The 24,061-nt window shown below is 72.0% G+C and carries 25 protein-coding genes and 1 pseudogene; 18 read left to right on the top strand and 8 right to left on the bottom strand.

Annotation, left to right across the window (positions count from 1 at the left end):
* Nucleotides 1-103: 103 nt before the first annotated feature.
* Nucleotides 104-178 (bottom strand): annotated as a pseudogene (locus tag MOTC310_RS10365) (citrate/2-methylcitrate synthase); the annotation flags it as partial.
* On the opposite strand from MOTC310_RS10365, the gene MOTC310_RS10360 reads away from it, so the two are divergent.
* The 15 genes from MOTC310_RS10360 to MOTC310_RS10290 all read left to right on the top strand — a co-directional run bounded on the left by MOTC310_RS10360 (nucleotide 158) and on the right by MOTC310_RS10290 (nucleotide 16,267).
* Nucleotides 158-793, top strand: a complete 636-nt coding sequence (locus tag MOTC310_RS10360) for a hypothetical protein (protein ID WP_331301707.1) — start codon at nucleotides 158-160, stop codon at nucleotides 791-793. The pseudogene MOTC310_RS10365 and the gene MOTC310_RS10360 overlap by 21 nt on opposite strands.
* 51 nt (nucleotides 794-844) lie before the next feature.
* Entirely contained in the window at nucleotides 845-2,299 is a 1,455-nt protein-coding gene (locus tag MOTC310_RS10355) for a CoA transferase (RefSeq protein WP_331301706.1), read from the top strand.
* Nucleotides 2,300-2,568: 269 nt separating this feature from the next.
* On the top strand, nucleotides 2,569-4,026 hold the full coding sequence (gene fumC / locus MOTC310_RS10350) for a class II fumarate hydratase (protein ID WP_419539887.1): 1,458 nt from the start codon (nucleotides 2,569-2,571) through the stop codon (nucleotides 4,024-4,026).
* Nucleotides 4,027-4,072: 46 nt separating this feature from the next.
* Nucleotides 4,073-5,800, top strand: a complete 1,728-nt coding sequence (gene poxB / locus MOTC310_RS10345) for a ubiquinone-dependent pyruvate dehydrogenase (RefSeq protein WP_331301704.1) — start codon at nucleotides 4,073-4,075, stop codon at nucleotides 5,798-5,800.
* A 30-nt stretch (nucleotides 5,801-5,830) separates the two neighbouring features.
* On the top strand, nucleotides 5,831-6,229 hold the full coding sequence (locus MOTC310_RS10340) for a cupin domain-containing protein (RefSeq protein WP_331301703.1): 399 nt from the start codon (nucleotides 5,831-5,833) through the stop codon (nucleotides 6,227-6,229).
* 11 nt (nucleotides 6,230-6,240) lie between these two features.
* Nucleotides 6,241-7,752 (top strand): malate dehydrogenase (quinone), encoded by a 1,512-nt coding sequence (mqo, locus tag MOTC310_RS10335; protein WP_331301702.1) that lies wholly within the window; start codon nucleotides 6,241-6,243, stop codon nucleotides 7,750-7,752.
* 107 nt (nucleotides 7,753-7,859) lie between these two features.
* Nucleotides 7,860-9,284 carry a cytochrome ubiquinol oxidase subunit I gene (locus MOTC310_RS10330; RefSeq protein ID WP_331301701.1) on the top strand — a complete coding sequence of 475 codons (1,425 nt, stop codon included), beginning with the start codon at nucleotides 7,860-7,862 and terminating at the stop codon, nucleotides 9,282-9,284.
* Between the two features lie 6 nt (nucleotides 9,285-9,290).
* Nucleotides 9,291-10,277: a cytochrome d ubiquinol oxidase subunit II gene (gene cydB, locus MOTC310_RS10325; protein WP_331301700.1), complete on the top strand. Its 987-nt coding sequence runs from the start codon at nucleotides 9,291-9,293 to the stop codon at nucleotides 10,275-10,277.
* A gap of 47 nt (nucleotides 10,278-10,324) precedes the next feature.
* Complete coding sequence (locus MOTC310_RS10320) at nucleotides 10,325-11,542, top strand: FUSC family protein (protein WP_331301699.1); 1,218 nt, start codon at nucleotides 10,325-10,327, stop codon at nucleotides 11,540-11,542.
* On the top strand, nucleotides 11,539-11,763 hold the full coding sequence (locus MOTC310_RS10315) for a DUF1656 domain-containing protein (protein ID WP_331301698.1): 225 nt from the start codon (nucleotides 11,539-11,541) through the stop codon (nucleotides 11,761-11,763). Before MOTC310_RS10320 ends, MOTC310_RS10315 begins: the two co-directional genes overlap by 4 nt.
* 1 nt (nucleotide 11,764) lies before the next feature.
* Nucleotides 11,765-12,760 (top strand): HlyD family secretion protein, encoded by a 996-nt coding sequence (locus MOTC310_RS10310; protein ID WP_331301697.1) that lies wholly within the window; start codon nucleotides 11,765-11,767, stop codon nucleotides 12,758-12,760.
* Between the two features lie 114 nt (nucleotides 12,761-12,874).
* Nucleotides 12,875-13,906, top strand: coding sequence for an aldo/keto reductase (locus MOTC310_RS10305; RefSeq protein WP_331294462.1), 1,032 nt, complete (start codon nucleotides 12,875-12,877; stop codon nucleotides 13,904-13,906).
* A 151-nt stretch (nucleotides 13,907-14,057) separates the two neighbouring features.
* On the top strand, nucleotides 14,058-14,996 hold the full coding sequence (locus MOTC310_RS10300) for a pirin family protein (RefSeq protein ID WP_331301696.1): 939 nt from the start codon (nucleotides 14,058-14,060) through the stop codon (nucleotides 14,994-14,996).
* A 165-nt stretch (nucleotides 14,997-15,161) separates the two neighbouring features.
* Complete coding sequence (locus MOTC310_RS10295) at nucleotides 15,162-15,713, top strand: hypothetical protein (protein WP_331301695.1); 552 nt, start codon at nucleotides 15,162-15,164, stop codon at nucleotides 15,711-15,713.
* Between the two features lie 206 nt (nucleotides 15,714-15,919).
* Nucleotides 15,920-16,267 (top strand): hypothetical protein, encoded by a 348-nt coding sequence (locus MOTC310_RS10290; RefSeq protein WP_331301694.1) that lies wholly within the window; start codon nucleotides 15,920-15,922, stop codon nucleotides 16,265-16,267.
* Nucleotides 16,268-16,382: 115 nt separating this feature from the next.
* Here the strand turns inward: MOTC310_RS10290 and MOTC310_RS10285 are convergent, their stop codons facing one another.
* On the bottom strand, nucleotides 16,383-16,826 hold the full coding sequence (locus MOTC310_RS10285) for a Ros/MucR family transcriptional regulator (protein ID WP_331301693.1): 444 nt from the start codon (nucleotides 16,824-16,826) through the stop codon (nucleotides 16,383-16,385).
* A 121-nt stretch (nucleotides 16,827-16,947) separates the two neighbouring features.
* On the opposite strand from MOTC310_RS10285, the gene MOTC310_RS10280 reads away from it, so the two are divergent.
* Entirely contained in the window at nucleotides 16,948-17,916 is a 969-nt protein-coding gene (locus tag MOTC310_RS10280) for a helix-turn-helix domain-containing protein (RefSeq protein ID WP_331301692.1), read from the top strand.
* 7 nt (nucleotides 17,917-17,923) lie between these two features.
* On the opposite strand, the gene MOTC310_RS10275 is transcribed toward MOTC310_RS10280, so the two are convergent.
* Nucleotides 17,924-18,151 (bottom strand): hypothetical protein, encoded by a 228-nt coding sequence (locus MOTC310_RS10275; RefSeq protein WP_331294456.1) that lies wholly within the window; start codon nucleotides 18,149-18,151, stop codon nucleotides 17,924-17,926.
* Between the two features lie 590 nt (nucleotides 18,152-18,741).
* Entirely contained in the window at nucleotides 18,742-19,005 is a 264-nt protein-coding gene (locus tag MOTC310_RS10270; protein WP_331301691.1) for a hypothetical protein, read from the bottom strand.
* A 508-nt stretch (nucleotides 19,006-19,513) separates the two neighbouring features.
* Here MOTC310_RS10270 and MOTC310_RS10265 point away from each other — a divergent pair.
* Nucleotides 19,514-19,789, top strand: coding sequence for a hypothetical protein (locus tag MOTC310_RS10265; protein WP_331301690.1), 276 nt, complete (start codon nucleotides 19,514-19,516; stop codon nucleotides 19,787-19,789).
* A gap of 57 nt (nucleotides 19,790-19,846) precedes the next feature.
* Entirely contained in the window at nucleotides 19,847-20,707 is an 861-nt protein-coding gene (locus MOTC310_RS10260) for a metal-dependent phosphohydrolase (protein ID WP_331294452.1), read from the top strand.
* 25 nt (nucleotides 20,708-20,732) lie between these two features.
* Here MOTC310_RS10260 and MOTC310_RS10255 read toward each other — a convergent pair whose 3' ends face one another.
* The 4 genes from MOTC310_RS10255 to MOTC310_RS10240 form a co-directional block, all read right to left on the bottom strand.
* Entirely contained in the window at nucleotides 20,733-21,026 is a 294-nt protein-coding gene (locus MOTC310_RS10255; protein WP_331301689.1) for a response regulator, read from the bottom strand.
* A gap of 215 nt (nucleotides 21,027-21,241) precedes the next feature.
* Nucleotides 21,242-22,594, bottom strand: a complete 1,353-nt coding sequence (locus tag MOTC310_RS10250; RefSeq protein WP_331301688.1) for an LLM class flavin-dependent oxidoreductase — start codon at nucleotides 22,592-22,594, stop codon at nucleotides 21,242-21,244.
* A gap of 19 nt (nucleotides 22,595-22,613) precedes the next feature.
* Nucleotides 22,614-23,150, bottom strand: a complete 537-nt coding sequence (locus tag MOTC310_RS10245; protein WP_331301687.1) for a cupin domain-containing protein — start codon at nucleotides 23,148-23,150, stop codon at nucleotides 22,614-22,616.
* Nucleotides 23,151-23,169: 19 nt separating this feature from the next.
* The coding region (locus MOTC310_RS10240) for an ABC transporter substrate-binding protein (RefSeq protein ID WP_419539886.1) at nucleotides 23,170-24,061 on the bottom strand (892 nt) is incomplete at its 5' end.

Raw genomic sequence — 24,061 nt, 5'->3', positions numbered from 1 at the left:
GGCGTGCGCCGCCCAGCCCAGGCTCCGGCCGAGCAGGAAGATCGTNGCCGCCGTGGCGCGGGCCCGACAGGGCGCTCAGCCCGGCCATGAGGCAGGCCGCGACCGGCGCGCCCGTGGAGGCGGCGACGCGGGTCGCGAAGGTCGAGGCGTTCAGCTCGTGGTCGGCCAGCAGCACCATCGCCTGGCGGACCCGGTCGGCGGCCGCGGCGTCGAGGGACCAGAGCCGCGCGAGACCGAGATGCAGGGGCGCCCGTCCCGCGGGGATCCCGCAGGCGCCGGCGAGATGCGCGACGGCGCGGCGCGCGTCGCGGCACAGGCGGGGATGCCCGCGGCCGAGCGTGGCCTCTGCGCCCTGCAGGAGCCCGGCCAGCGCCAGGAACGGCGTCGCGGCGGCGCCGGCCGGAACGTCGAACAGCGTCGGCTCCGGGCTGTCCCACAACAGGTCCGCGGCCGCCTCCAGGCTCGCGTGGCGGGCGAACGCCACGGCGTCGCGGCCGCGGTAGATCAGGCTGCCCCGGTGGACGGTGCTGATCGCGGTGACGACCGACGGCTCGCCCCAGGCCATGGCCCCCGCGGCGATCGCCGCGCTGGCGCGGCTCCGGCCGCGCCGGTCGGCGAGCGTCGCGACGTCGCTGGCCCGGTACTGGCTGTGGCGCCGGCCCGGCGCCCGCCGCGCCTCGATCAGCCCGCGGCTGACATAGGCGTAGAGCGTCTGGGCCCGGATCCCGAGGGCGTCGAGGACTTCGGCGCGGTCCAGCCAATCCGTCATGTTGATCAGATGTATCAAGATTGATCGCTCCGTCGACGGCCGGCAGCCTGGGCGAACCGACCGAGGGCCGCGACCATGCACGACCGACATGCCGACCACGACGCCCTGCCGACGATCCTCGCGGAGGCGCTGGCGGCCCTGGCGCTGCCGCCCGAGGCCGGGGACCGGCTGACGGTGACCGGCACCGGGAGCCTGCCCTCCTGCTTCCCGGTCACCGCGCTGGCGACGGCGTCGATCGGTGCCGCCGGCCTCGCCGTCTCCGAACTCCTCGGCCTGTCCGGACGCGCGCGCGCCGTCACGGTCGACCGTCACCTAGCCTCGGCGTGGTTCGGCACCTCGGTGCGGCCGTGCGGCTGGACGCTGCCGGCCGCCTGGGACCCGATCGCCGGCGACTACCGGGCGGCGGATGGCTGGATCCGGCTGCACACCAACGCGCCCCGTCACCGCGCCGCCGCCCTGGCGGTTCTCGACTGTCCGGGCGAGCGGGAGGCGGTGGCGGCCGCCGTGGCCCGCGCGGCGGCCGAGGACCTGGAAGGGGCGATCCTGCGCGCCGGCGGCTGCGCCGCGGCGATGCGCGGTCCGGACGACTGGGAGGGCCTGGACCAGGGCCGGGCGGTCCGGGCCGAACCCCTCGTGGCGGTCGCGGAATGGCCCGTCCAGCACCGGTCATCGTGGCGCCCGGACCCGGCCCGTCCCCTCGCGGGGATCCGGGTCCTCGACCTGACCCGCATCCTGGCCGGGCCGGTGGCCACGCGCGTCCTGGCCGGCCTCGGGGCCGACGTCCTGCGGATCGACCCGCCCGGTTGGGACGAACCGTCCCTGGCGCCCGACGTCACCCTGGGCAAGGTCTGCACGCGCCTCGACCTCCGGCAGGTCGATGACCGCCGGCACTTCGAGACCCTGCTCGCCGAGGCCGACATCCTCGTGCACGGGTACCGCCCGGACGCCCTGGAGCGGCTCGGCTACGGCGCGGCGCGACGCCGGGCACTCAACCCGGACCTGATCGACGTCGCGCTCTGCGCCTACGGCTGGACCGGACCTTGGGCCGGACGGCGCGGCTTCGACAGCCTCGTCCAGATGGCGACGGGCATCGCGGCGGCCGGGCAGCGGTGGAAACAGGCCGACCGGCCGGTGCCGCTGCCCGTCCAGGCGCTCGACCACGCCACCGGCTACCTGATGGCGGCGGCGGCCGTGCGAGGCCTGATCGCCCGGCAGCGCGACGGGCACGCCGTCACCGCGCGGCTCTCTCTGGCCCGGACCGCGCGCCTGCTCACGGACCATCCCGGCAGCGCGCCGGGGCCCGCCTTCGGCGGATATCGGGACGCGGATTACGCCCCGGAGATCGAGGACACGGCGTGGGGACCTGCCCTCCGACTGCACGCGCCCGTGCGGATCGACGGCGCGCCGCTGCGGTGGGATCGCCCGGCCTGCGATCTCGGCACGACGGAGGCCGCACAAGTCAGACATTTCGGCAGCGCGCGCTTGTCCGGCTCGAAAGCCGCTCCGGGGAGCAGAAGCGCTATAAATTGACCAATCGCGGGAATGTTTTTGCAGCCTCCGCGCGGCGGAACGCTTGACACCGATCTATGTTATCTGGCAATTCGCATTCATGATCTGTAATGCGTTTTGTCGGCGTTTTTAATACTAGGTTTAAGTGAAGATTTAATAGTCAGCTTTCTTAAAATCTGCACATATCCACCGAAGACCGAAATTAATACCACCGTTTACGTCAAAGCGCACCCGGTTCGCCGAACCCGTCTCGCACTGTGCCAGACGGTCCGACACCGAGAAGGATGACGATGAACGAGTCTGCCCCGGGCCACCCCATCCTGCGCGACGTTCCGATCGGCATCGCCGCCACCGGGATGCGGCACGAGACGGACTCGATGGGCGGGATCGACGTGCCGGCGGACCGCTACTGGGGCGCGCAGACGCAGCGCTCGCTCCAGCATTTCTCGATCGGCGACGATCGCATGCCCAAGCGGGTCTACCACGCCTACGGCTACGTCAAGAAGGCCGCCGCCCTGGTCAACGCCGCCGCCGGCCGCCTGGAGGACTGGCGCGCGCAGGCCATCGTCCAGGCCGCCGACGAGACGATCGCGGGCAAGCTCGACGCGCACTATCCGCTCTACGTCTGGCAGACCGGCTCCGGCACCCAGTCCAACATGAACGTCAACGAGGTGCTGTCGAACCGCGCGATCCAGCTCCTCGGCGGTGTGCTCGGCTCCAAGAGCCCTGTCCACCCGAACGACCACGTCAACATGGGCCAGTCGTCGAACGACACCTTCCCGACCGCGATGCACGTCGCCACGGTGCTCGAACTCGACGAGGTCCTGCTCCCCAAGGCGCGGGCGCTGGCCGACGCGATCGACGCCAAGGCGCGGGCCTGGATGGACGTGGTCAAGACCGGCCGGACCCACCTGCAGGACGCGACGCCGCTCACCGTCGGCCAGGAATGGTCGGGCTACGTGGCCCAGATGCGCGACGCGCTGGCCCTCGTCGAGGCGTCGCGCGCCGGGCTGTACAAGCTGGCGGCCGGCGGCACCGCGGTCGGCACCGGCCTCAACGCCCCGGAAGGGTTCAGCGCGGAGATCGCCGCCAAGATCGCCGATCTCACCGGCAAGCCGTTCGTCACGGCGCCCAACAAGTTCGCCGCGCAGGGGTCGCTGGACGCCATGGTCGCCGCCATGGCGGCGGTGCGCGGGCTCGCAGTCGCGCTGATGAAGATCGCCAACGACATGCGCTGGCTCGCCTCGGGGCCCCGCTGCGGCCTCGGCGAGCTGCTGCTGCCCGCCAACGAGCCGGGCTCCTCGATCATGCCCGGCAAGGTCAACCCGACCCAGTGCGAGGCCATGGTGATGGTCTGCATCCAGGTGATCGGCGAGGACAACGCGGTCGCCTTCGCGGGCTCGCAGGGCAACTTCGAGCTCAACGCGATGCGCCCGATCATCATCAACAACACGCTGCATTCGATCCGCGTGCTGGGCGACGCCTGCGAAAAGTTCCGGACCTACTCGGTCGCGGGCACCGAACTCAACCGGACGCGGATCGACGAGACCGTGAACCAGTCGCTGATGCTGGTCACGGCTCTGTCGCCGGTGATCGGCTACGACCTCGCCTCGAAGATCGCCCACCGCGCCAACGACGAGGGCACGACGCTGCGCGCGGCCGCCCTGGCCGCGGGCGTCCCGGCCGAGCGCTTCGACGCGGTGTGCGATCCCAGGACGATGATCGGCCACGGGCTGGCCGGCGCCTGAAGTGCGCCGGGACCGTCCGGCCGCCCCCTCAGCTGAGCGAGACACCATGAGCACGAAGGTCGCCGATCTGTTCGTCCGGGCGCTGGCGCAGGCCGGCGTGAGGCGCATCTACGGCGTGGTCGGTGACAGCCTCAACGGCCTGACCGAGGCCCTGCGCCAGGACGGCTCGATCGCCTGGATCCACACGCGCCACGAGGAGAGCGCCGCCTTCGCGGCCGGCGCCGAGGCGCACCTGACCGGCGAGCTCGCGGTCTGCGCCGGATCCTGCGGGCCGGGCAACCTGCACCTGATCAACGGCCTGTTCGACGCGCACCGCTCCCGCGTGCCCGTGCTGGCCATCGCGGCCCAGATCCCCTCGGCGGAGATCGGCCGGGGCTACTTCCAGGAGACGCACCCGCAGAACCTGTTCCAGGAATGCAGCCACTACTGCGAGCTGGTCTCCTCGCCGGCCCAGCTGCCCGGCGTGATCGAGACCGCGATGCGCGTCGCCATCGCCGAGCGCGGGGTCGCCGTCGTGGTGATCCCCGGCGATGTCGGCCTCATGGCCATGCCGGGGAACGCGCCCGAACTCTCCGCCGCCCTGGTGCCGCCCCCGCCCGTGGTGCGCCCGCGCGAGGCCGACCTCGACGCGCTCGCCGGGATGCTCAACGCGGCCGGGCGCGTGACCCTGTTCTGCGGCCGCGGCTGCGCCGGCGCCCACGCGGAGCTGCTGCAGCTCGCCGAGGCGCTGAAGGCGCCTGTCGTCCACGCGCTCGGCGGCAAGGAGCACGTCGAGTGGGACAATCCCTACGACGTCGGCATGACCGGCCTGATCGGTTTCTCGTCGGGCTACCGGGCGATGCTCGACTGCGACACCCTGCTGCTGCTCGGCACCGGCTTCCCCTACCGCCAGTTCTACCCGGAGGACGCCAAGGTCGCGCAGGTCGACCTGCGGGCCGGGAGCCTCGGGCGCCACTGCCGGATCGATCTCGGCCTGATCGGCGACGTCGGGGAGACGATCGCGGCGCTGCTCCCGAAGCTGCAGGCCAAGACCGACCGGGCGCATCTCGACGACAGCCTCGCCCATTACCGCAAGGCCCGCGCCGGGCTCGACGCCCTGGCGGTGGGCAAGCCCGGCGGCAAGATCCACCCGCAATACGTCGCCCGGACGCTCAGCGAGGCGGCCTCCGAGGACGCGGTCTTCACCTTCGACGTCGGCACGCCGACGATCTGGGCGGCGCGCTACCTCGCCATGAACGGCAAGCGCCGGCTGATCGGCTCGCTGAACCACGGCTCGATGGCCAACGCCCTGCCGCAGGCGATCGGCGCACAGGCGGCCTATCCCGGGCGGCAGATCATCTCGTTCTCCGGCGACGGCGGCTTCGCCATGCTGATGGGCGACCTGCTGACCCTCAACCAGCACAAGCTGCCGGTGAAGATCGTGGTGCTGAACAACGGCACGCTGGGCTTCGTCGAGATGGAGATGAAGGCGGCGGGCTTCCTCGAGACCGGCGTCGCGCTGGTGAACCCGGACTTCGCCGCCATGGCGCGCGGGGCCGGCATCTTCGCCCGGCGCGTGGAGGACCCGGCCGCGCTGCCGGGCGCGATGGCCGAGATGCTCGCCCATGACGGCCCGGCGCTGCTCGACGTCGTCTCGGCCCGCCAGGAGCTGTCGATGCCGCCGAAGGTCGGCCTCGAGCAGGTGACGGGCTTCGGGATGTGGCTCGCCCGGGCGGTCATCGACGGGCGCGGCACCGAGATCATCGACCTTGCCAAGACCAACCTCTGGCGCTGAGGCGCCGTTCCGAAGCCGGAGCTCTGCCCGATGATCCGCTGCGTACGCATCTGGACCGGTGACGACGACAATTCCTACTTCGAGGAAGGCGTCATCGACCTGCCCCACGGCGAGCGCGGCGACGTCCTCAGCGGGACGACCGACGTGGTCTCGATCTCCTTCCGCGAGACGCAGGCCGGCGGCACCTACGCGTGGCACGCGGCGCCGACCCGGCAGTTCGTCATCACCCTGCGCGGCACCCTCGACTTTCAGACGAGGGCCGGCGCGCACTTCACGATCCGCCCCGGTGACATCCTCATCGCCGAGGACACGGCCGGCTCCGGCCATTCCTGGCGCCTCGTCGACGACGAGCCCTGGTGCCGGGCCTACGTGATCCTCGCCCCCGGCGCCGAGGCCCGGCTCCCCTTCGTTCCGAACAAGACCGCCTGAGGAGGGGCCCGATGGCCGCCATGAGCTTCGACGACGCTCCCGACGTGGTGCTGATCGGCGCCGGGATCATGAGCGCGACCTTCGGCACGGTCCTGAAGGAACTGGAGCCGTCGCTCAGGATCGCGATGTTCGAGACGCTGCACGACTGCGCGCAGGAGAGCTCGGAGGGCTGGAACAACGCCGGCACCGGCCACGCAGCCAATTGCGAGCTGAACTACACCCCCCAGCGCCCCGACGGCAGCGTCGACATCGCCAAGGCGCTCGAGGTCAACACCGAGTTCGACATCTCGCGCCAGCTCTGGGCGCACCTCGTGCGGAAGGGCGCGATCCCGGACCCCCGCGCCTTCATCCATCCCTGCCCGCACATGAGCTTCGTCTGGGGGGCCGAGAACGTCGCCTTCCTCAAGGCGCGCTACGCCGCGATGTCGGCCCACCACTGCTACCACGGCATGGAGTACAGCGAGGACCCGCAGGTCATCGCCAGCTGGGCGCCGCTGATCATCGAGGGCCGCGGTCCCGGCGAGCCGATCGCCGCCACCCGGATCGTCACCGGGACGGACGTCGATTACGGCGCCCTGACGCACCTGCTGGTCAAGCAGCTCGCGGCGCAGCCCGGCTTCGCCGTCCACTACAACCGCAAGGTCGTCGCCCTCGACCGGGTCGACGACGGCCGCTGGGCCGTGACCGTCGAGGACACCTACGACGCCACGCACCAGACCATGACGGCGAAGTTCGTGTTCATCGGCGCGGGCGGCGGCTCGCTGCCGCTGCTGCAGGCCTCGAAGATCCCGGAGGGACGCGGCTACGGCGGCTTCCCGGTCTCGGGGATCTGGCTGCGCTGCGACGTCGACGCGGTCAGCGCGCGCCACCACGCCAAGGTCTACGGCAAGGCGGCCTCGGGCTCGCCGCCGATGTCGGTGCCCCACCTCGACACGCGCATCATCGGCGGCAAGCGCTCGCTGCTGTTCGGGCCCTACGCGGGCTTCTCGTCGCGGTTCCTCAAGCACGGGTCGCTCACCGACCTGTTCACCGCGCTGACGCCGCACAACGTCGTGCCGCTGCTCGACGTCGCCAAGGACAACGTCGCGCTCACCGAGTATCTCGTTGGCCAGGTGCTCCAGAGCTCCGACCACCAGTTCGCGACCCTGAAGCAGTTCTTCCCCAAGGCGCTGAAGCAGAACTGGACCTCGGCGGTGGCCGGCCAGCGGGTGCAGACGATCAAGCCGACCGGCAAGACGAACCCGCTGGAGGAAGGCTACCTCGAATTCGGCACGGAGCTGGTGGCCGCGGCCGACCACTCGATCTGCGCGCTGCTCGGCGCCTCGCCGGGCGCCTCGACGGCGGCGTTCATCGCGGTCGAGGTGCTGGAGAAGTGCTTCGCCGACCGGCTGACGCCGGAGGGCTGGCTGCCCCGCCTCAAGGCCGTGATCCCGAGCTACGGCATCGACCTCAAGCGGGACGCCGAGGCCTGCCGGCGCAGCCGGGCCGAGACGGCGCCGATCCTGCGGATCGACAACGTCTGACAGTTCCGCGAGGCGCGGTTCCCCGCGCCCCGCCGGCGGACATCTGAGGGTGCGGCGCGCCCGCCCCAGGGCGGCGGACCGGCGGGCTACGGCCGGAGAGAGGAACGATGGACATCTCCGCCCTGATGCTCTCGCGCATCCAGTTCGCCTTCACGGTGTCGTTCCACATCATCTTCCCGGCCTTCACGGTCGGGCTGGCGGCCTGGCTCGCCTTCCTGCAGGCGCGGGCGATGATCTCGCGCGAGCCGGTCTACGACCGCCTGTTCGACTTCTGGCTCAAGATCTTCGCGATCGCCTTCGGGCTCGGCGTCGTCTCCGGCATCGTCATGGCGTTCCAGTTCGGGACCAACTGGAGCGAGCTCGCCCGCCGCACCGGCCCGATCCAGGGGCCGCTGCTCGGCTACGAGAGCTTCACGGCCTTCGCGCTGGAGGCCTCGTTCTTCGGCGTGCTGATGTTCGGCCGCGCCCGCGTGCCGCGCTGGTTCTACCTGTTCGCCTGCCTGATGGTCTGCCTCGGGACCAGCCTGTCGTCGTTCTGGATCCTCGTGAACAACTCGTGGATGCAGTACCCGACCGGCTTCGCCCTGCGCCCGGACGGCGTGTTCGTGCCGACCGACTGGTGGGCGATCCTCTTCAACGGGGTCGTCTGGGTCCGCTTCCCCCACATGGTCCTGGCCGCCTACGTCACCACCAGCTTCTGCGTGGCCGCGACGGGGGCGTGGTACATGCTGCGCGGCAGCGACCGGATCGAGGCCCGCGCCATGATCCGGATGGGGCTCGGCCTCGCCGCGATCCTGGTGCCGCTGCAGCTGTTCTTCGGCCACCTCACCGGCGACTACGTCGTCAAGCACCAGCCCTCGAAGATCGCCGCGATCGAGGGCCACTGGGAGAGCCAGGCACCGGCCGGCGAGATCCTGTTCGCGTGGCCCGACGAGGCGCAGGAGAAGAACCACTTCGTCGTCGCGCTGCCCGCCCCGATCGGCAGCCTGATCGACGACGGCACCCTCACCGGCACGGTGATCGGCATCAAGGACATCCCCAAGGCCGACCGGCCGCCGGTGCTGATCCCGTTCTTCGCCTTCCGCATCATGGTCGGCTGCGGGCTGCTGATGCTGGCGCTGGCCTGGGGCGGGATGGCCTTCTACGCCACCGGGCGGCTGGAGCGGGCGCGCTGGCTGCAATGGGCGATCTTCCTGTCGTTCCCGCTGGGCTTCGTCGCGACGCTGACCGGATGGTTCACCGCCGAGGTCGGGCGCCAGCCCTGGACGGTCTACGGGCAGTTGCGCACCGCCGACGCGGCGACGCCGTTCCTGACATCCCCGCAGGTGGCGACCTCGCTCGCCGTGTTCGGCGCGGTCTACGCGCTGATCTTCGCGGCCGGCACCGTCTACATCTACCGCATGCTCAGGGCCGGCATCCTGCCGACCCCGGCCCATGCGGGGAGCACCGCCAACCCCAAGCGGCCGCTCGCCGTGCCGGGCGACAGTCCCGGTGCGCCCGGCGGGACGCCGAGCGGCACACCTGCGGAGTGAGCGGCCATGATCACGTTCTGGGCCGCCGCCCTCGCCCTCACCCTGATGCTCTACGTGCTGCTCGACGGGTTCGACCTCGGCGTCGGCATGCTGTTCGGGATCGCCCCGGACGAGACGGCGCGCCGGCACATGGTGCAGGCGATCGCCCCCGTCTGGGACGGCAACGAGACCTGGCTGGTGCTCGCCGCCACGATCCTGTTCGGGGCCTTCCCGACGGTCTACGCGCTGCTGCTCTCGGCCTTCTACCTGCCGCTCCTCCTGATGCTCGCGGCCCTGATCCTGCGCGGCGTCGCCTTCGAGTTCCGCTACAAGTCCCGGCGGCTGCGGCGGGTCTGGGACGCGGGCTTCGTCGGCGGCTCCTATTGCGCGGCCTTCGTGCAGGGTGTGACGGTCGGGGCGCTCGTGCAGGAACTGCCGGTGCGCGACGGGCTCTACGCCGGCGGGGCGTTCACGTGGCTCACGCCCTTCTCGCTGCTCTGCGGACTCGGCCTGTGCCTCGGCTACGCGCTGCTCGGCGCCGCGTGGCTGTGCGGCAAGACTGAGTCCGACGTGCGCGACCTCGGCTTCCGGCTGCTGCCGCGGCTCCTGCTGGGCGTCCTGGTCTTCCTCGGCGCGGCCTTCGCGTACGCGCTGGCGATGAACCTGCGGGTGCTGCACCGCTGGGTCGAGCGGCCCGAGATGCTGGTGCTGCCGCTCGTGGGGGCCGCGGCCTGCGCCGGCCTGCTGTACGCGGTGCGGCGCCGGAACGACGCCCTGCCCTTCCCGCTGGTGGCGCTGATCTTCGCCGCCGCCTTCGCGACGCTCGCCGCCTCGTTCCTGCCCTACATGGTGCCGTTCAGCGTGACGGTGAAAGAGGCGGCGGCGCCGGAGGCGAGCCTGTCCTTCATGTTCTGGGGCGCGGGCGTCGTGGTCCTGCCGATCACCCTGATCTACACTCTGGTCGTCTACCGGGTGTTCAAGGGGAAGGTCGACGTCGCCGAGCACTATGACTGAGCCCGCGGCCGGGCGCCCGGACGCGCCCCGGCCGGTGAGGCCGCGCCGTGGCCGGTGAGGTCGCGCTCGACGCCGACGCGCCGGGCCTCCTGCAGCGGCTCGCGGCGTGGTGGCCGCGCGAGGCGGCCGAGGCCGTGCGCATCGCGCTCACCGCCATCGCGGCGATCTGGCTCGCCATGTGGCTCGAGCTGGCGCTGCCGCACTGGGCCGGCTGGACGGTCATCTCGGTGACGCTCGCCACCCGCGCCGCCTCCCTGCGCAAGAGCCTGTGGCGCGCCGGCAGCACGCTGGTGGGCGTCACCGTCGCGATGGTGCTGGTGGCCAATTTCGCCCAGGCGACCCTGGCCTTCGACCTCGCGCTGGCCCTGTGGATGGGCCTGCTCACCGCGGCCTCCAGCGTCGAGAGCGGCCAGCGCGCCTACGGCTTCGCCTCGATGGGCTTCACCGTGCCGATCATCGCGCTGGCCGACGTGCAGAACCCGGAGGCGGTGTTCCAGATCGGCGTCGACCGCTGCTCGACGATCCTGCTCGGGATCGGCTGCGCCTACGCGTCGAACGTGTTCGTGGCGCCGGGCGTCCCCGCCGTCAGCCGCGCCCTGGCGGGGCGGCTCGAGGCGGCCGCTGAGGCCTGCGACGCCTGGATGGCCGCCCTGCGGCGGGGTGAGCGGCCCGGCCCGATGCCGATCGCCGCGGTCATGACCCTGGGCGAGGAGGTCACCGACACGTTCACCGAGCAGCCCTCCCTGCGCTCCGGCGGCCGCGGCATCCGCAACGCCGCCCCCCGGCTGCGGCGGGTGCTCGCCGCGGGCCTGCTGCGGGCGCTGCTGCCGGACCGGCCGGGATCGCGCTCGACCGACCTGATCGGGGCCGGCGGGGCGATCGCCGTCCGCGGCGCGGCCCTCGACCCGGCGCTCCTGCTGCCGCCCCGCGACCGCTACCTCGCCCGGGGCTTCGGCCGGCTCGCCCTCATCGGCGCGGATGCCGACGCGGTCCGGAGCGGCGAGCGCCTGCTCGTCATCGGGCTCCTGCTGCTCGCCCTGCGGGAGACGGACGACCGGGAGGGCCGCCGCGTCGGCCGGGCGGTCTGGGCGCGGCTCGCCGCGCCCAGACCGGCAGGGACGGAGACGGCGCCGGATCCCTTGCGCGATCTCGCCGACCGGGCGACCCTGCCGCTCCAGGCGGAGCGCATCGGGGCGCTGGCCGCCCACGTGTCGGATCTCGACCGCGCGGGCTGGCCGAACCTCGATCCGGGAGTGCGGGCGTGATCGGCGTGGTCGGATTGCGGGCGGTCGACGTGCTGGGGCTCTTCGTCGAGCCCGCGGTGATCTGCCTGCTCGCCGCCCTGGTGATCACCTGGGGCCTGCGCTGGATCCTGGACCGGATCGGCATCAACCACCTCGTCTGGAACCGCGCCCTGTTCGACTTCAGCCTCCTGACCGCCGTGACGGCGCTGCTGATCCTGTCCCTGCGCGTCCAGGGTCCGTGACATGGCCCTGAAACCGCGACCGTCGCTGCGCGACTGGCAGCCGCCGCCCGCCTACAACGTCGCCGCCACCCTGCTGGCGCTGGCGGCGGCCGTGGGCCTCGCCTACCTCGCCTTCCTCTACTACGCCTACACGCCCTGGACCCGGGACGGGCGCGTGCGCGTCTACACCGTGCAGGTGGCCCCCGAGGTCTCCGGGACGGTGGTGGCCGTCCGGGTCCGCGACAACCAGTTCGTCCGCAAGGGCGACGTGCTGTTCACGATCGACCCCGGCACGTTCAGGAACGCCGTGACCCAGGCCGAGGGCGCCCTCGCCAGCGCCCGGGCGCAGGCCGGATACCTCGCGGGGATCGCGCGGCGCACCGCCGATCTCGACGATCTCGCCACCACGCCGGAGCAGAAGCAGACGACCAGCGGCCGGGCGCAGGCCGCCCAGGCCGACGTGGTCCAGGCGGAGGGCGCCCTGGCGCAGGCGCGGCTCAACCTGGAGCGCACGACCTTGCGGGCGACCGTGAACGGCTGGGTCACCAACCTGCTGCTGCAGGAGGGCGGGTTCGCCGCCACGGGGCAGCCGGCGCTGACGCTGGTCAACGGCGACAGCTTCTGGATCGAGGGCTACTTCGAGGAGACGCAGCTCCCGCGCATCGGCGAGGGCGACGCCGCGCGGGTGTCGCTGATGGCGTGGCCGGACCGCCCGATCCGGGGCCGCGTCACCGGTCTCGGCCGCGGGATCAGCGTCGCCGACGCCGCCCCGGGCATCCAGGGGCTGCCGACGGTCAACCCGATCTTCACCTGGGTCCGGCTGGCGCAGCGGGTGCCGATCCGGATCGACCTCGACGACGTGCCCTGCCCGATCGTGCTGGCGGCCGGGATGACGGCGAACGTCGCGATCCTGGCCGAGACGGCCAGATCCCCGGACGCCCTGCCGCCCGACCGGCGCACCGGCGCGGCCGCCGGCCGGCGCTGCGACGGGTCGCCGGTCGTCGAGTCGCGGCGCTGAGAGCCCGCGTCGGGCCGTGCCCGGCTGTGCTGCCCCGGGAAAGCCGGGGCGTCTCGCCGCGTTACATCGGCAGGCGCGCCGACGCGCGGCGCCCGCGATCGCGACGAGGATTCGATGGACTACAGGCAGTTCGGACGCTCCGGCCTCACCGTTCCGGTGCTCAGCTTCGGCACCGGCACCTTCGGCGGGACGAACGAGTTCTTCCAGCGCTGGGGGCAGACGGACGTCGCCGAGGCGACCCGCATGGTCGATCTCTGCCTCGATTCGGGGGTCAATTTCTTCGACACGGCCGATATCTACTCGGGGGGCGCCTCGGAGGAGATCCTGGGCCAGGCCCTGAAGGGCAAGCGCGACCGGGCGCTGATCTCCACCAAGGCGACCTTCCGGTTCAACGGCGACCTGAACCAGGTCGGCTCCTCGCGCTACCACCTGATCCGCGCCTGCGAGGCCAGCCTGAAGCGTCTCGGCACCGACCATATCGACGTCTACTTCATGCACGGCTTCGACGCGCTCACCCCCGTGGACGAGACGCTGCGGGCGCTGGACGACCTCACCCGCGCGGGCAAGATCGGCTATATCGGCGCCTCGAACTTCTCGGGCTGGCAGCTCATGAAGGCGCTCGCCACCTCCGAGCGCCACGGGCTGTCCCGCTACGTCGCCTATCAGGGCTACTACTCGCTCATCGGCCGGCACTACGAGTGGGAGCTGATGCCGCTGGGCCTCGACCAGGGCGTCGGCCTGATGGTGTGGAGCCCGCTGGGCTGGGGCCGCCTCACCGGCAAGATCCGCCGCGGCCAGGCCAACCAGAGCGGCCGCATCGCCGCCGGCGGTGCCGAGGGCGGACCGCCCGTCTCCGACGACTACCTGTTCGGCGTGGTCGACGCCCTCGACGCCGTGGCGGCCGAGACCGGCAAGACGGTGGCGCAGGTGGCGCTCAACTGGCTGCTGACCCGGCCGACCGTGTGCAACATCGTGGTCGGCGCCCGCAACGAGGAGCAGCTGAAGCAGAACCTCGGCGCCCTCGGCTGGACCCTGACGGCCGAGCAGGTCGGCCGCCTCGACGCGGCGAGCCAGGAGACGCCGATCTACCCGTACTGGCACCAGAAGGGTTTCGACGAGCGCAACCCGAAGCCGACCCCCTGGTAGGCCCCGGGACCGGGACCCTAGGCGATGATCGGAAACGATGCGTTTCGATCGTTTCTGTTTCAACCCGGACGATCCCGGTCCAGGATGCCTGCGAAGGGTGGGAGAGACCCCGACAACGTCGGCCCCGCCCCCCGCGCGAAGGAGCAAGGCGATGAGCTGGCACAGTGCCGAGGACCCGATCCCGGGCGACCATTTCAGCTGCGACGCGATCAAAACCCTGATCGTGCCCCGCTCGCGCGATCTCGGCTCCTTCGCGGTGCGGCGGGCGCTGCCCTCCACCGAGTGCCGGATGGTCGGGCCGTTCATCTTCTTCGACCAGATGGGCCCCTCCGAGTTCCTGTTCGGGCAGGGCATGGACGTGCGGCCGCACCCGCATATCGGCCTCTCCACCGTCACCTACCTGTTCGACGGCGAGATCATGCACCGCGACAGCCTCGGCACGGAACTGCCGATCCGGCCGGGCGAGCTGAACTGGATGACCGCAGGCCGCGGCATCACCCACTCGGAGCGCACCGCTCCCACGCTGCGGCAGTCCGGCTCCCGCCTGTTCGGCATCCAGAGCTGGGTCGCCCTGACGGATCGCGACGAGGAGAGCGCCCCCGCCTTCGAGCACTACGACGCCGCCGCGCTGCCGGTCCTGACCGGCGAGGGCAAGACCGTCCGGCTGATCGCCGGCGAGGCCTTCGGCGCGCGCTCGCCGGTCCGGACCTCGAGCCCGATGGTCTACGCCGACGTGGCCCTCGAGGCCGGCGCCGTCCTGCCCCTCGATCCGACCTACGACGAGCGGGCGATCTACACGTCCGCGGGCGCCATCGAGATCGCCGGCGACGGCTTCGGCCCCGGCCAGTTGCTGGTGTTCCGGCCCGGCGACCGCATCAGCGTGCGCGCCACGGAACCGGCCCGGTTCATGGTGCTGGGCGGCGAGCCGATGGACGGTCCGCGCCACCTGTGGTGGAACTTCGTCTCGTCCCGGCCCGAACGGATCGCGCAGGCGAAGGAGGATTGGCGCCAGGGCCGGTTCGATACCGTGCCGAACGACGCCGAGTTCATCCCGCTGCCGGAGGATCCGCAGCCCGTCCGCTACCCGTGAGACGGCTCCCGATCCGGCCGGTCCGCGCAACGCCAAGCGAGCATCGTTGTAGTAACGCAACCCTAGCGCGAACATTAAGGAGTTGTTAACCATTTTCCGTCGGTGTGGGCCGGACCCCGATGCCTCACCGAAGGCTTGCGCTGCACCCTGTCGGCAGGACGCGTGATGGAACAGACGAAGCACCCCAAGGTCGAGGCGCTGGACCAGATCGAAGCCGCCGCGCGCGACGCCCGCGAGCCGACGACCCGGATCCGCACCGGCAACCTCGTCCTGCTCGCCGCGGACGAGCGCGCCGCGCCGCAAGGGCGGAGCCAGAACCCGTCGCCGGTCGAGCGGTGGCCCGACCTGCTGGAGCGGGTGCAGGGCGCGGCGCGCTACATCCGGGACGTCGAGGACCGGGCGCAGGAGCAGGAGACGCACGTCCAGGACCTGCTGCGGCAGGTGCGCGCCGACATGGACGCGGCCCGCGCCCAGGTGCTGGCGGCCGAGCGGGAGACCCACGAGGTCCACGCGCAGGCGATCAAGCTTATCCAGGCCGCCGAGGACCGGGCCGCGGCCGCCGAGGAGCGGGCCGCGGCGGCGGAGCAGATGCTCCAGCGCATCGCAGAGACGATCGACGCGGAGTTCGTGATGCAGCCGGGCGGACAGGCGGCCGGACACGCGGCTGGCCCCCAGGACGCCCGCGCCCGGGCCCCCGCCGCGCGGGCGGCCTCGTGACCGGCGGGCGGCCTCGTGACCGGCGCGGCCCCGGCGGGGGCGCGCCGGCGATGAACGCGGCGTTCTGGGCCCAGCTCGACGCACGCATCGCGCGCGCGGGGGCGGAACCGGCGATTGCCGACGGGCTTCGCCCGGCCGATGCGCCGAACCCGCCAGCGCCTTCCGAAGCGCCTTGCGATTCCGGTGCGGATCACCCGTCGCGGCCGGTGGCGGACTGGAGCCAGATCCTCGACACGCTGTCGGCCGCGAGCGTCGCGGCCCAGGCGCGGGACCAGCGCCTGCGCCAGCAATCGACCACCTGCGAGACGCTATCGGCGGATCTGGAGGCCGCCCAGCAGGAGATCCAGACCCTCAGGGAGCTTCTGGAGGATGCGCGGGCGCAGGCGGCGCGGCAGGTCCACGCCATCGAGATGCAGGCCGACCGGCGCGTCCAAGAGGCGGAGGCGCGCGCGGAGGCCGCGACCCAGCGGGCAGCCGCGGCCGAGGACTGGCTGAAGCGGATCGAGCAGGCCAGCCGGGATCTGCTGCCGGAGGGGCGGCACGCGGCCGCCTGAGACCGGGAGCACCAGTCGGGGGAGGCGCCCGAGCGGGCGCCTCAATGCACCGAGCCGGGAAGACAACCCCGAGCGTCGGACGCGTATCGGCCGCGGCCTGCCGGGGCTCGCCGGCTCAGGCGGCGCGCTCGCTCGGCACGCCGAGGCCGATGGAGCGCGCCAGCGCGGAGCGACGCTCGGCATATTCCTGCGCGACCATCGGGTAGTCCGCCGGCAGACCGTAGCGCTCGCGGTAGCTCTGCGGGTGCAGGCCGTGGGCCGTGAGATGGCGCTTGAGCGTCTTGTAGAGGCGCCCGTCGATGAAGCTCACGATGCCCTCGGGCCGGATCGACTTGCGGATCTGCGCGGCGCTCGGCCGGTCGCGCGGCGCTTCCAGATCCGCGGCCGCCTCGGTCGATGCATCGCCACCGGCGGCCAGCGCGGCGATCGCGCCGTGACACTGCGCGATCAGGGCCGGCAGGTCGGCTGCGGAAACCCGATTGTTCGATACATAGGCGGCGACGAGCCCGGCTGTCAGCACGATACTGGATTGGGGGCCGACGGGGGTGGATTCGGACACGTTTTAGGCTCCTGAAAAGGTCAAGAACCCTCATAAGTTGGCGCGCGCCGTTGCGCTTGCCTGAGAGCGTGCTACCGTTTTCCCAAGCGCGCGCGGCGAAGCATGAATACAAGAAGTTGCGATGAGGACTTTGTTCTCGACGGCGGATTTCAAGCCGAAAGACAGTTTCCGCCTCTGGCGTGAGACGATCTTCGAGCGGATCGTGCCGGTCGAACTTACGCCTGCCGCGGCACACGCCTTCACCGGCACCCTGGAGGCCGCCGAGGTCGGGCCGCTGCTGATCACGCGCGTGACGCAGAGCGCCGTCACCACCGTCGCGACCCCGGACACGATCCGCCGGCACGGCAAGCACGAGACCTTGAACGTCGCGTTCACGCTCCAGGGCCGCGTGTTCAGCGCGCAGGACGACCGCACCGCGATCCAGAATCCCGGCGACATCGTCGTGATGGACCGGCGACCGGCGACGATGGCCTCCGACGTCGACACGCAGACGCTGTTCGTCGAGGTGCCGCGCGAATCGCTGGAACGCGCCCTCGGGTCGACGCGCCGGTTCACGGCCCTCACGATCAGCGCGGATCAGCCCGGCACGTCGATGGTCACGGCCTTCTTCCAGCAGCTGATCCGCAACGCCGGGCGGCTGACGCCCGACATGGCGAACCGCATGGCGTCGGTCGGCGTCGATCTCATCGTCGCCAGCATCGCGGAGCGCCTCGCGCACGAGACGCCCAAGAACATCCAGAGCGTCCTGATCTTCCAGCGCGCCCTGGCCCATATCGAGGCCCATCTCGGCGACGTGAACCTCGACCCGGCCCGGCTCGCGGCGGCCGTCGGCGTGTCGCTGCGCCACCTCCAGGCCCTGTTCCGCGAGCAGGATCGCAACATCGCCGACTGGATCTGGCGTCGGCGCCTGGAGATCGCCGCGCAGCGGCTCGCCGATCCCGGCTTCGCTCATCTGGCCGTCGGGGAGCTGGCCTATAGCTGCGGGTTCTGCACCCAGAGCCATTTCAGCCGGCGATTCAAGGAAACCTACGGGATCTCGCCGAGCGAGCACCGGTGGCGCAATCGGGGCGCGCCCGAACACGCCGGCTGAGGGCCCGCTACTGCAGGAAGGCGCCCGCGGTGTTCGCGCGGATCCAACCCGGAGCCAGAATGTCGCCATCCTCGGTGATGATCCAGGGATTGGCGTCCTCGGCCTCGATCGCCGCGACCGCGGCGGCGAGGGCTGCCCGCAGCGTGGGGAAGCTGTGTGACACGGCCACCTGGGCGGGTGCGTAACCCGGCCAGAGGGTCAGTTCGGCGGGTCTGTCGAGATCGGTCGGCATCATGGGTCGCGCGAGGCTGGAAGGGGACGCCGCCTCCCGGCGGACGTGCCGGGGAAGCGATCGGAGGGCGAGAGCGCGGTCAGGCGGCTCTCGGCTTCGGCCGGGGCAGGCGCACCTCGACCATCTGTCCGGTCGTCGGATTCAGGATCAGCATGACAGCACGTCTCCGGTGGAACTGCCCGTAGAACGCCCGCCGATCGCGCCCGGATCGGGGCGGTCGGCGCAATTGTGCGGGTTGGGTAAACCAACCGTTCACCGTGGCGGCACGCCGTTCATCCGCCCCGTGTCCGTCTCAGACTACAGCCGGAGCGTCATGCCGGCGGAAGGCCGCGCGCATACCGTTTTAGGGGTAGAATCGGGCAGGCAGGCGACCCCGACTCCCGGCCTCGGACCCCGCATTGATCCGGCGCGCGTCACCGGGACGGCCGTCGCCGCGGGCAGACAAAAGCCCGCCACGACAGGGCCGGGCGGGCGGAGTGGCGGCATAGGGTCGGGAGGTTCGCCGTGGCCGCGACCTGCCATCCCGCCCATGACGGCCACGTGACGGCCGCGTGACGGTTGCGCGACTGTCGCGCGACGATCGGCCGATCCGGTCAGACCCGCTCCGGCTCCGCCAGCAGGATGGCGGCGCGGATGGCGGCCCGGCGCAGCCCGGCATCGGCCCAGGGCTGATCGATCAGTGTCCGGGCGAAGGGATGCGAGGCCACCGCCGCCGCGGGATCGATGCGGTAGCCGTCCCCGAACGCCACCGAACCGGATGCGGGATCGGCCAGGTAGGCGTCGACGACGGCCGAGACGTCGTCGTCGACGATATCCAAGGTCGTGAACAGGTCGAGGGTCATCGGGCGCTTCGCCATGGCGGCGCTATAGCCGCACCACCGCGACAGGATCACGACTCCCGCGCCGCCGGCACGACCATCGCGGCGGGGACCGGCCCGCGCACGTAGTCCGCGTGCCGCAGGCGCTCGGGCAGGTGGACCGACGGGTGCTCCGCGCTGCCGCAGGGGATCTGGGCGAGCAGGTGGGGACGGAGCGCTGGAAATACCGTTGCGTCCGCTCGCGCTCGCTCGGGGCGGCCACGCGGCAGACGCGGCAATCGAGGCGCCCCTCCTCGAGCCCGAGTTCCAGCTCCTCGTCGCAGCTGTCGACCACATCGCGCCGGATCGTCTCCGGGGTGGCATCCAGGGCAGCGCTGTCGTCGGGCCGCATCGCCGGTTCTCCTGCGCGTCGCGGGGCCGAGCCGGAGCAGCCTTTCCGTGACACGCCTGAGAAAGCGCCGCGCCGGCGGCGGCCGATCCTATGTCGCGCCGGTGATCGTTCCGTCATACGGTTTCGCCAATCGAGCAGGGCGAGCGGAGATGCGTCATGGCTGGAGAAGCGACGAGGTCCTCGCCGGAGCGTCGCCGGGATGACCCGGACCCGGCACGCGCCGAGGGCGAGAAGGTCGGCGCGCGGATCGATGCCGCTTTCGGGAAGCTGGCCCGGAAGCTGCGCGCCCGCGCCGACAAGGCCCGCGCCAAGCTCGACGCGGCGGGGAAGGCCGACAGGCGCGCGATGCTCCTGCGCCGCTACGAACTCTACGCGGACGCGGCGGCCTATCTCGAAGAGCGGCTCGTCGATCGCGGGGAGCGATCCGCGTGATCTCCATCGACCCGGGCGGGCGCGGCGGCGCCCACCGCAGCTGACGGCGAGGATTCCATGTTCGACGCGACCAAGATGCTCGCCGACGCCCTCGGCGAGCACCTCGCCCTCACCTATCAGCGGACATTCGGCAGCCGGGAGCCGCGCTACGCCGAGATCATCGAGGCCGCGGCGCGCCTGACGATCGAGCGGCTCGTCGGGAGCGATGCCCTCTACCATGACGGCGACCACACGGCCCTCGTCACCCTGGTCGCCCAGGACATCCTCCGCGGCCGCTTCCTGCAGCAGGGCATCACGCCGGAAGACTGGCTGCACATGATCCTGGCCGCCCTCTACCACGACATCGGCTACGTGCGGGGCGTCTGCGCGGGGGACCGGCTGCAGGCCTTCGTCATCGACGCGCAGGGCACGACCGTGAGCCTGCCCCGGGGAGCCTCGGACGCGGCGCTGGCGCCCTACCACGTCGAGCGCTCGAAGCTGGCCGTTCAGGAGCGCTTCGGCACGCACGATCTCGTCGACGCGGCCCGGGTCATCCGGGCGATCGAGCTGACCCGCTTCCCGGTCCCGGAGGACGATTCCCATCGCGAGACCGGAACCGAGGCCGGCCTGTTGCGGGCGGCCGACCTGATCGGGCAGCTCGGCGACCCGCTCTACCCGCGCAAATTGAACGCCCTGTTCCACGAATTCGCCGAGATCGGCGTCAACGCGGAACTCGGCTACGACAGCCCGGCCGACCTCGCGGAGCGCTACCCGTCCTTCTTCTGGGGGAAGATCGAGCCGGTGATCGGCGACGCGATCCGGTTCCTCGACCTCACGGTCGAGGGGCGGGGCTGGGTCGCCAACCTCTACGCCCATGTCTTCGCCATCGAGCACGACCGCCGGCGCATGGGGCCGCATCCGGGACCAGGCCCCCTCTGAGGCCGCGCCGGAGGGTGCGGCGGCCTCAGGCGGCCGCGACGAGCTTGGTCACGGCCCGGACCAGCTCCGCCGCCACGAACGGCTTCTCCAGGATGGGCCGGCTCGCCTGGGCCGGGGCGCCGGTGACCCGCACGTCGCCGGTGGCGAACAGGTACGGCACGCCGAGGACGCCGAGACGCTCGGCGACCGGATAAACGCTGTTCCCGTCGCCCAGATTCACGTCGAGCACCGCGGCGTCGGGCGTCTGCTCGGCGATCAGGTCCAGGGCGAGATCCGCGCGCGGGACCGGGCCGATCACCTCGGCCCCGGCGCTGTGCAACTAGCGCTTGACCTCGCTGGCGATGAGATACTCGTCCTCGACGACGAGGACGCGGCACCCGGACAGGGGCGGAACAGCCTCGGGCACGATCCCCTCCCATCGGCGCGCGACGATCCGAGAATAACCGCGCGACACGACCGGAGGTTCGCGCCGTTCGCATGATCCGCCACGCGCCCCGACGGCGCGGGCCCGCGCCGGCCCGCGCAGCGGGTCGATCAGCCCCCTGGCCGAGCCGGGGCGTCGGGCGGGAAGAAGCGGTTGACCGGCCGCGCGAGGCCGAGATGGTCGCGCAGGGTCGTCCCCGCGTAGTCGCGGCGGAACAGGCCGCGCCGCTGCAGCTCGGGCACGAGCCGGTCGACGACGTCGTCGAGTCCCTCGGGCACGAACGGGAACATGACGTTGAAGCCGTCGCAGGCGCGGGTCTCCAGCCATTCCTCCATCCGGTCGGCGACCTGGGCGGGCGTGCCGACCATCTGCAGGCCGCCGTAGCCGCCGACCTTGCGGGCGAGTTCCCGCACGGTCGCCCCCGTGCGCCGGGCGTGGTCGACGATCTGGGCCTGCCCGCTCTTGCTGGCGTTGCTCTCGGGGAGTTCCGGCAGCGGCGCGTCGAGGTCGAAGCCCGTGGCGTCGACGCCGAGGTGGACCGATAGGTTGGCGAGCCCGCTGTCGGGATGGACGAGGTCGTCGAGGCGCGCCTTCTTGGCCCGCGCCTCCGCCTCGGTCTCTCCCAGCACGACGAAGCAGCCCGGCAGGATCTTGAGCTGGTCCGGGTCGCGCCCCGCCGCCGGCATCCGGCCCTTCACGTCGGCGTAGAAGGCTTGCGCCGCCTCCAGGGTCGAGCCCGCGCCGAACACCATCTCGGCGGTCTCGGCGGCGATCTGCTTGCCGGCCTCGGAGGCGCCGGCCTGGACGATCACCGGCCAGCCCTGCACCGGCCGGGCGACGTTGAGCGGGCCCTTCACCTTCAGGAAGTCGCCGCGGTGGTCGAGGGCGCGCATCTTCGCCGGGTCGACGAACAGGCCGCTCTCCGGATCCATCGTGAAGGCGTCGTCGGCGAAGGAATCCCACAGGCCGGTCACCACGTCGAAGAACTCGCGCGCCCGGGCGTAGCGGGTGGCGTGCTCCAGATGCGCGTCGCGGCCGAAGTTCAGGGCCTCGTCCGGGTTGCCGGAGGTGACGAGGTTCCAGCCGGCCCGCCCCTTCGAGATGTGGTCGAGGGAGGCGAACTTGCGGGCCACGTGGTAGGGCTCGTTGTAGGTGGTCGACGCGGTGGCGATCAGGCCGATCCGCTCGGTGAGCACGGCGAGCGCCGGCAGCAGGGTCAGCGGGTCGAACGACGTCACGGTGGCCGAGCGGCGGAGCGCCGCCACCGGCATGTTCATCACCGCCAGATGGTCGGCCATGAAGAACGCGTCGAACTTCGCCGCCTCCAGCCGCCGGGCGAAATGCGCCAGGTGCTCGAAGTTGAAGTTCGCGTCCGGGTAGCCGCCCGGATAGCGCCACCACGCGGTGTGGATGCCGACCGGGCGCATGAAGGCGCCGAGATGCAGCTGGCGGTCCCGGCTCATCGCTGTCGTCCCCGGTCGCTCACGGGTGCTTGTGGATCGGGTCGACCCAGTACACGGTCTCGGGCGCCTCGGCGGCCTCGACGTCGGGCAGGTTGACCACCACCGCCTCGTTGTCGGAGCGCACCAGCACGCAGTGCAGGGGCTCGTCGGTCGAGGCGTTGATCTCCTGGTGCGGCACGAAGGGCGGCACGAAGATGAAGTCGCCCGGCCCCGCCTCGGCGACGTATTCGAGCCTGTCGCCCCAGCGCATCCGGGCGCGGCCCGAGACCACGTAGATCACGCTCTCCAGCGCGCCGTGGTGGTGCACGCCGGTCTTGGCGTCGGGCTGGATCGCCACCGTGCCGGCCCAGATCTTCTGGGCGCCGACCCGGGCGGCGTTGATCGCGGCCTGCCGGTACATGCCGGGCGTCTGCGCGGTGTTGGCGTCGAGCCGGTCGCCGGGGATCACCCGAACGCCGTCGTGCTTCCAGCGCTCGGACGCGCCGCGGTCGTGGATCGGGTCATGGTCATGCGCGTGATCGTGCGCGTGGCCGTGGTCGTCGCCGTGGTCGTGCATGTCGGGTCCTCCGGCGCCATCATTGCACGGCGGCGCCGCTTTGCGAGACGCTCGTGTCGAGGATCGCCTCGGCCCGCGGCGTGCGGGCCTTCGGGATCAGCCCGGCGCGGACGTAGAGATCGATGTTGCGCTGCTCGTCGGCGATCACGGACGCGTCGATCGGGACGGCCCGGTAGGCGGCGCGGCCGAACCAGCGCAGCGGCACCGCCTCCGGCAGGCCGATGAGCTTCGACCAGACGGACGCGTAGGGCGCCGGGTCCTTCAGGGCCCATTCCCGGGCGCGGGCGAGGCGCGCGCCGAAATCGGCGAGCAGGGCCCGCTTGGTCCGGATCGCCTCGTCGCTCGCCACCGCGAAGGTCAGGCCCGGGGTGATGCCGTTGCCGTCGCGGATCACCCGGACGAGGCCGGCGAGCTCCGCCGTGGAGGTGTAGGGCTCCCAGGTCGCCCAGGCGTCGACCGCCCCGGAGGCGAGCGCGATCTTGGCGTCGGCCGGGGGCAGGAAGCTGAAGGTCACGCTGTCGGCGGGCAGCCCCCCCTCCTCCAGCGCCGCCAGGACCACCTGATGGCCGATCGAGCCGCGGTTCGTGGCGACGCGCCGGCCCTTGAGGTCTGCCACGGTGCGGAGGGGCGAATCCTTCAGGACCAGGATCGCCAGCCCGTCCTGCCGGTTGCGGAAGGCCAGGAAGGCCTTGACCGGCACCCCGGCGGCGGCCGCGAAGGTGAAGGGCGCGTCGCCGACGCCGCCCGCGTCGATCGCGCCGGCGTTCAGCGCCTCGAGCAGGGGCGCGGCGGCCGGGAACTCGCTCCAGTCGAGCCGGTAGGGCAGCCCGTCGAGCACGCCGGCCGCCTCCATGAGCGCGCGGGCGCTGCCGCGCTGGTCGCCGACCCGCAGCACGTCCTGGGCCAGCGCC

This window comes from Methylobacterium oryzae (assembly GCF_036441375.1).
Classification (GTDB): domain Bacteria; phylum Pseudomonadota; class Alphaproteobacteria; order Rhizobiales; family Beijerinckiaceae; genus Methylobacterium; species Methylobacterium oryzae_A.
The sequence above is the reverse complement of the archived record's forward strand: the minus strand, read 5'-3'. Positions and strand labels throughout refer to the sequence as shown.

What these genes read in the sequence shown, in the direction of transcription:
- MOTC310_RS10250 (WP_331301688.1), bottom strand. Translation starts at nt 22,594, where the DNA reads ATGAGCCGGGACCGCCAGCTGCATCTCGGCGCCTTCATGCGCCCGGTC.
- MOTC310_RS10355 (WP_331301706.1), top strand. Translation starts at nt 845, where the DNA reads ATGCACGACCGACATGCCGACCACGACGCCCTGCCGACGATCCTCGCG.
- MOTC310_RS10300 (WP_331301696.1), top strand. Translation starts at nt 14,058, where the DNA reads ATGAGCTGGCACAGTGCCGAGGACCCGATCCCGGGCGACCATTTCAGC.
- MOTC310_RS10280 (WP_331301692.1), top strand. Translation starts at nt 16,948, where the DNA reads ATGAGGACTTTGTTCTCGACGGCGGATTTCAAGCCGAAAGACAGTTTC.
- MOTC310_RS10265 (WP_331301690.1), top strand. Translation starts at nt 19,514, where the DNA reads ATGGCTGGAGAAGCGACGAGGTCCTCGCCGGAGCGTCGCCGGGATGAC.
- MOTC310_RS10275 (WP_331294456.1), bottom strand. Translation starts at nt 18,151, where the DNA reads ATGATGCCGACCGATCTCGACAGACCCGCCGAACTGACCCTCTGGCCG.
- MOTC310_RS10260 (WP_331294452.1), top strand. Translation starts at nt 19,847, where the DNA reads ATGTTCGACGCGACCAAGATGCTCGCCGACGCCCTCGGCGAGCACCTC.
- cydB (WP_331301700.1), top strand. Translation starts at nt 9,291, where the DNA reads ATGATCACGTTCTGGGCCGCCGCCCTCGCCCTCACCCTGATGCTCTAC.
- MOTC310_RS10340 (WP_331301703.1), top strand. Translation starts at nt 5,831, where the DNA reads ATGATCCGCTGCGTACGCATCTGGACCGGTGACGACGACAATTCCTAC.
- MOTC310_RS10330 (WP_331301701.1), top strand. Translation starts at nt 7,860, where the DNA reads ATGGACATCTCCGCCCTGATGCTCTCGCGCATCCAGTTCGCCTTCACG.
- MOTC310_RS10270 (WP_331301691.1), bottom strand. Translation starts at nt 19,005, where the DNA reads ATGGCGAAGCGCCCGATGACCCTCGACCTGTTCACGACCTTGGATATC.
- MOTC310_RS10245 (WP_331301687.1), bottom strand. Translation starts at nt 23,150, where the DNA reads ATGCACGACCACGGCGACGACCACGGCCACGCGCACGATCACGCGCAT.
- MOTC310_RS10305 (WP_331294462.1), top strand. Translation starts at nt 12,875, where the DNA reads ATGGACTACAGGCAGTTCGGACGCTCCGGCCTCACCGTTCCGGTGCTC.
- fumC (WP_419539887.1), top strand. Translation starts at nt 2,569, where the DNA reads ATGAACGAGTCTGCCCCGGGCCACCCCATCCTGCGCGACGTTCCGATC.
- MOTC310_RS10310 (WP_331301697.1), top strand. Translation starts at nt 11,765, where the DNA reads ATGGCCCTGAAACCGCGACCGTCGCTGCGCGACTGGCAGCCGCCGCCC.
- mqo (WP_331301702.1), top strand. Translation starts at nt 6,241, where the DNA reads ATGGCCGCCATGAGCTTCGACGACGCTCCCGACGTGGTGCTGATCGGC.
- MOTC310_RS10295 (WP_331301695.1), top strand. Translation starts at nt 15,162, where the DNA reads ATGGAACAGACGAAGCACCCCAAGGTCGAGGCGCTGGACCAGATCGAA.
- poxB (WP_331301704.1), top strand. Translation starts at nt 4,073, where the DNA reads ATGAGCACGAAGGTCGCCGATCTGTTCGTCCGGGCGCTGGCGCAGGCC.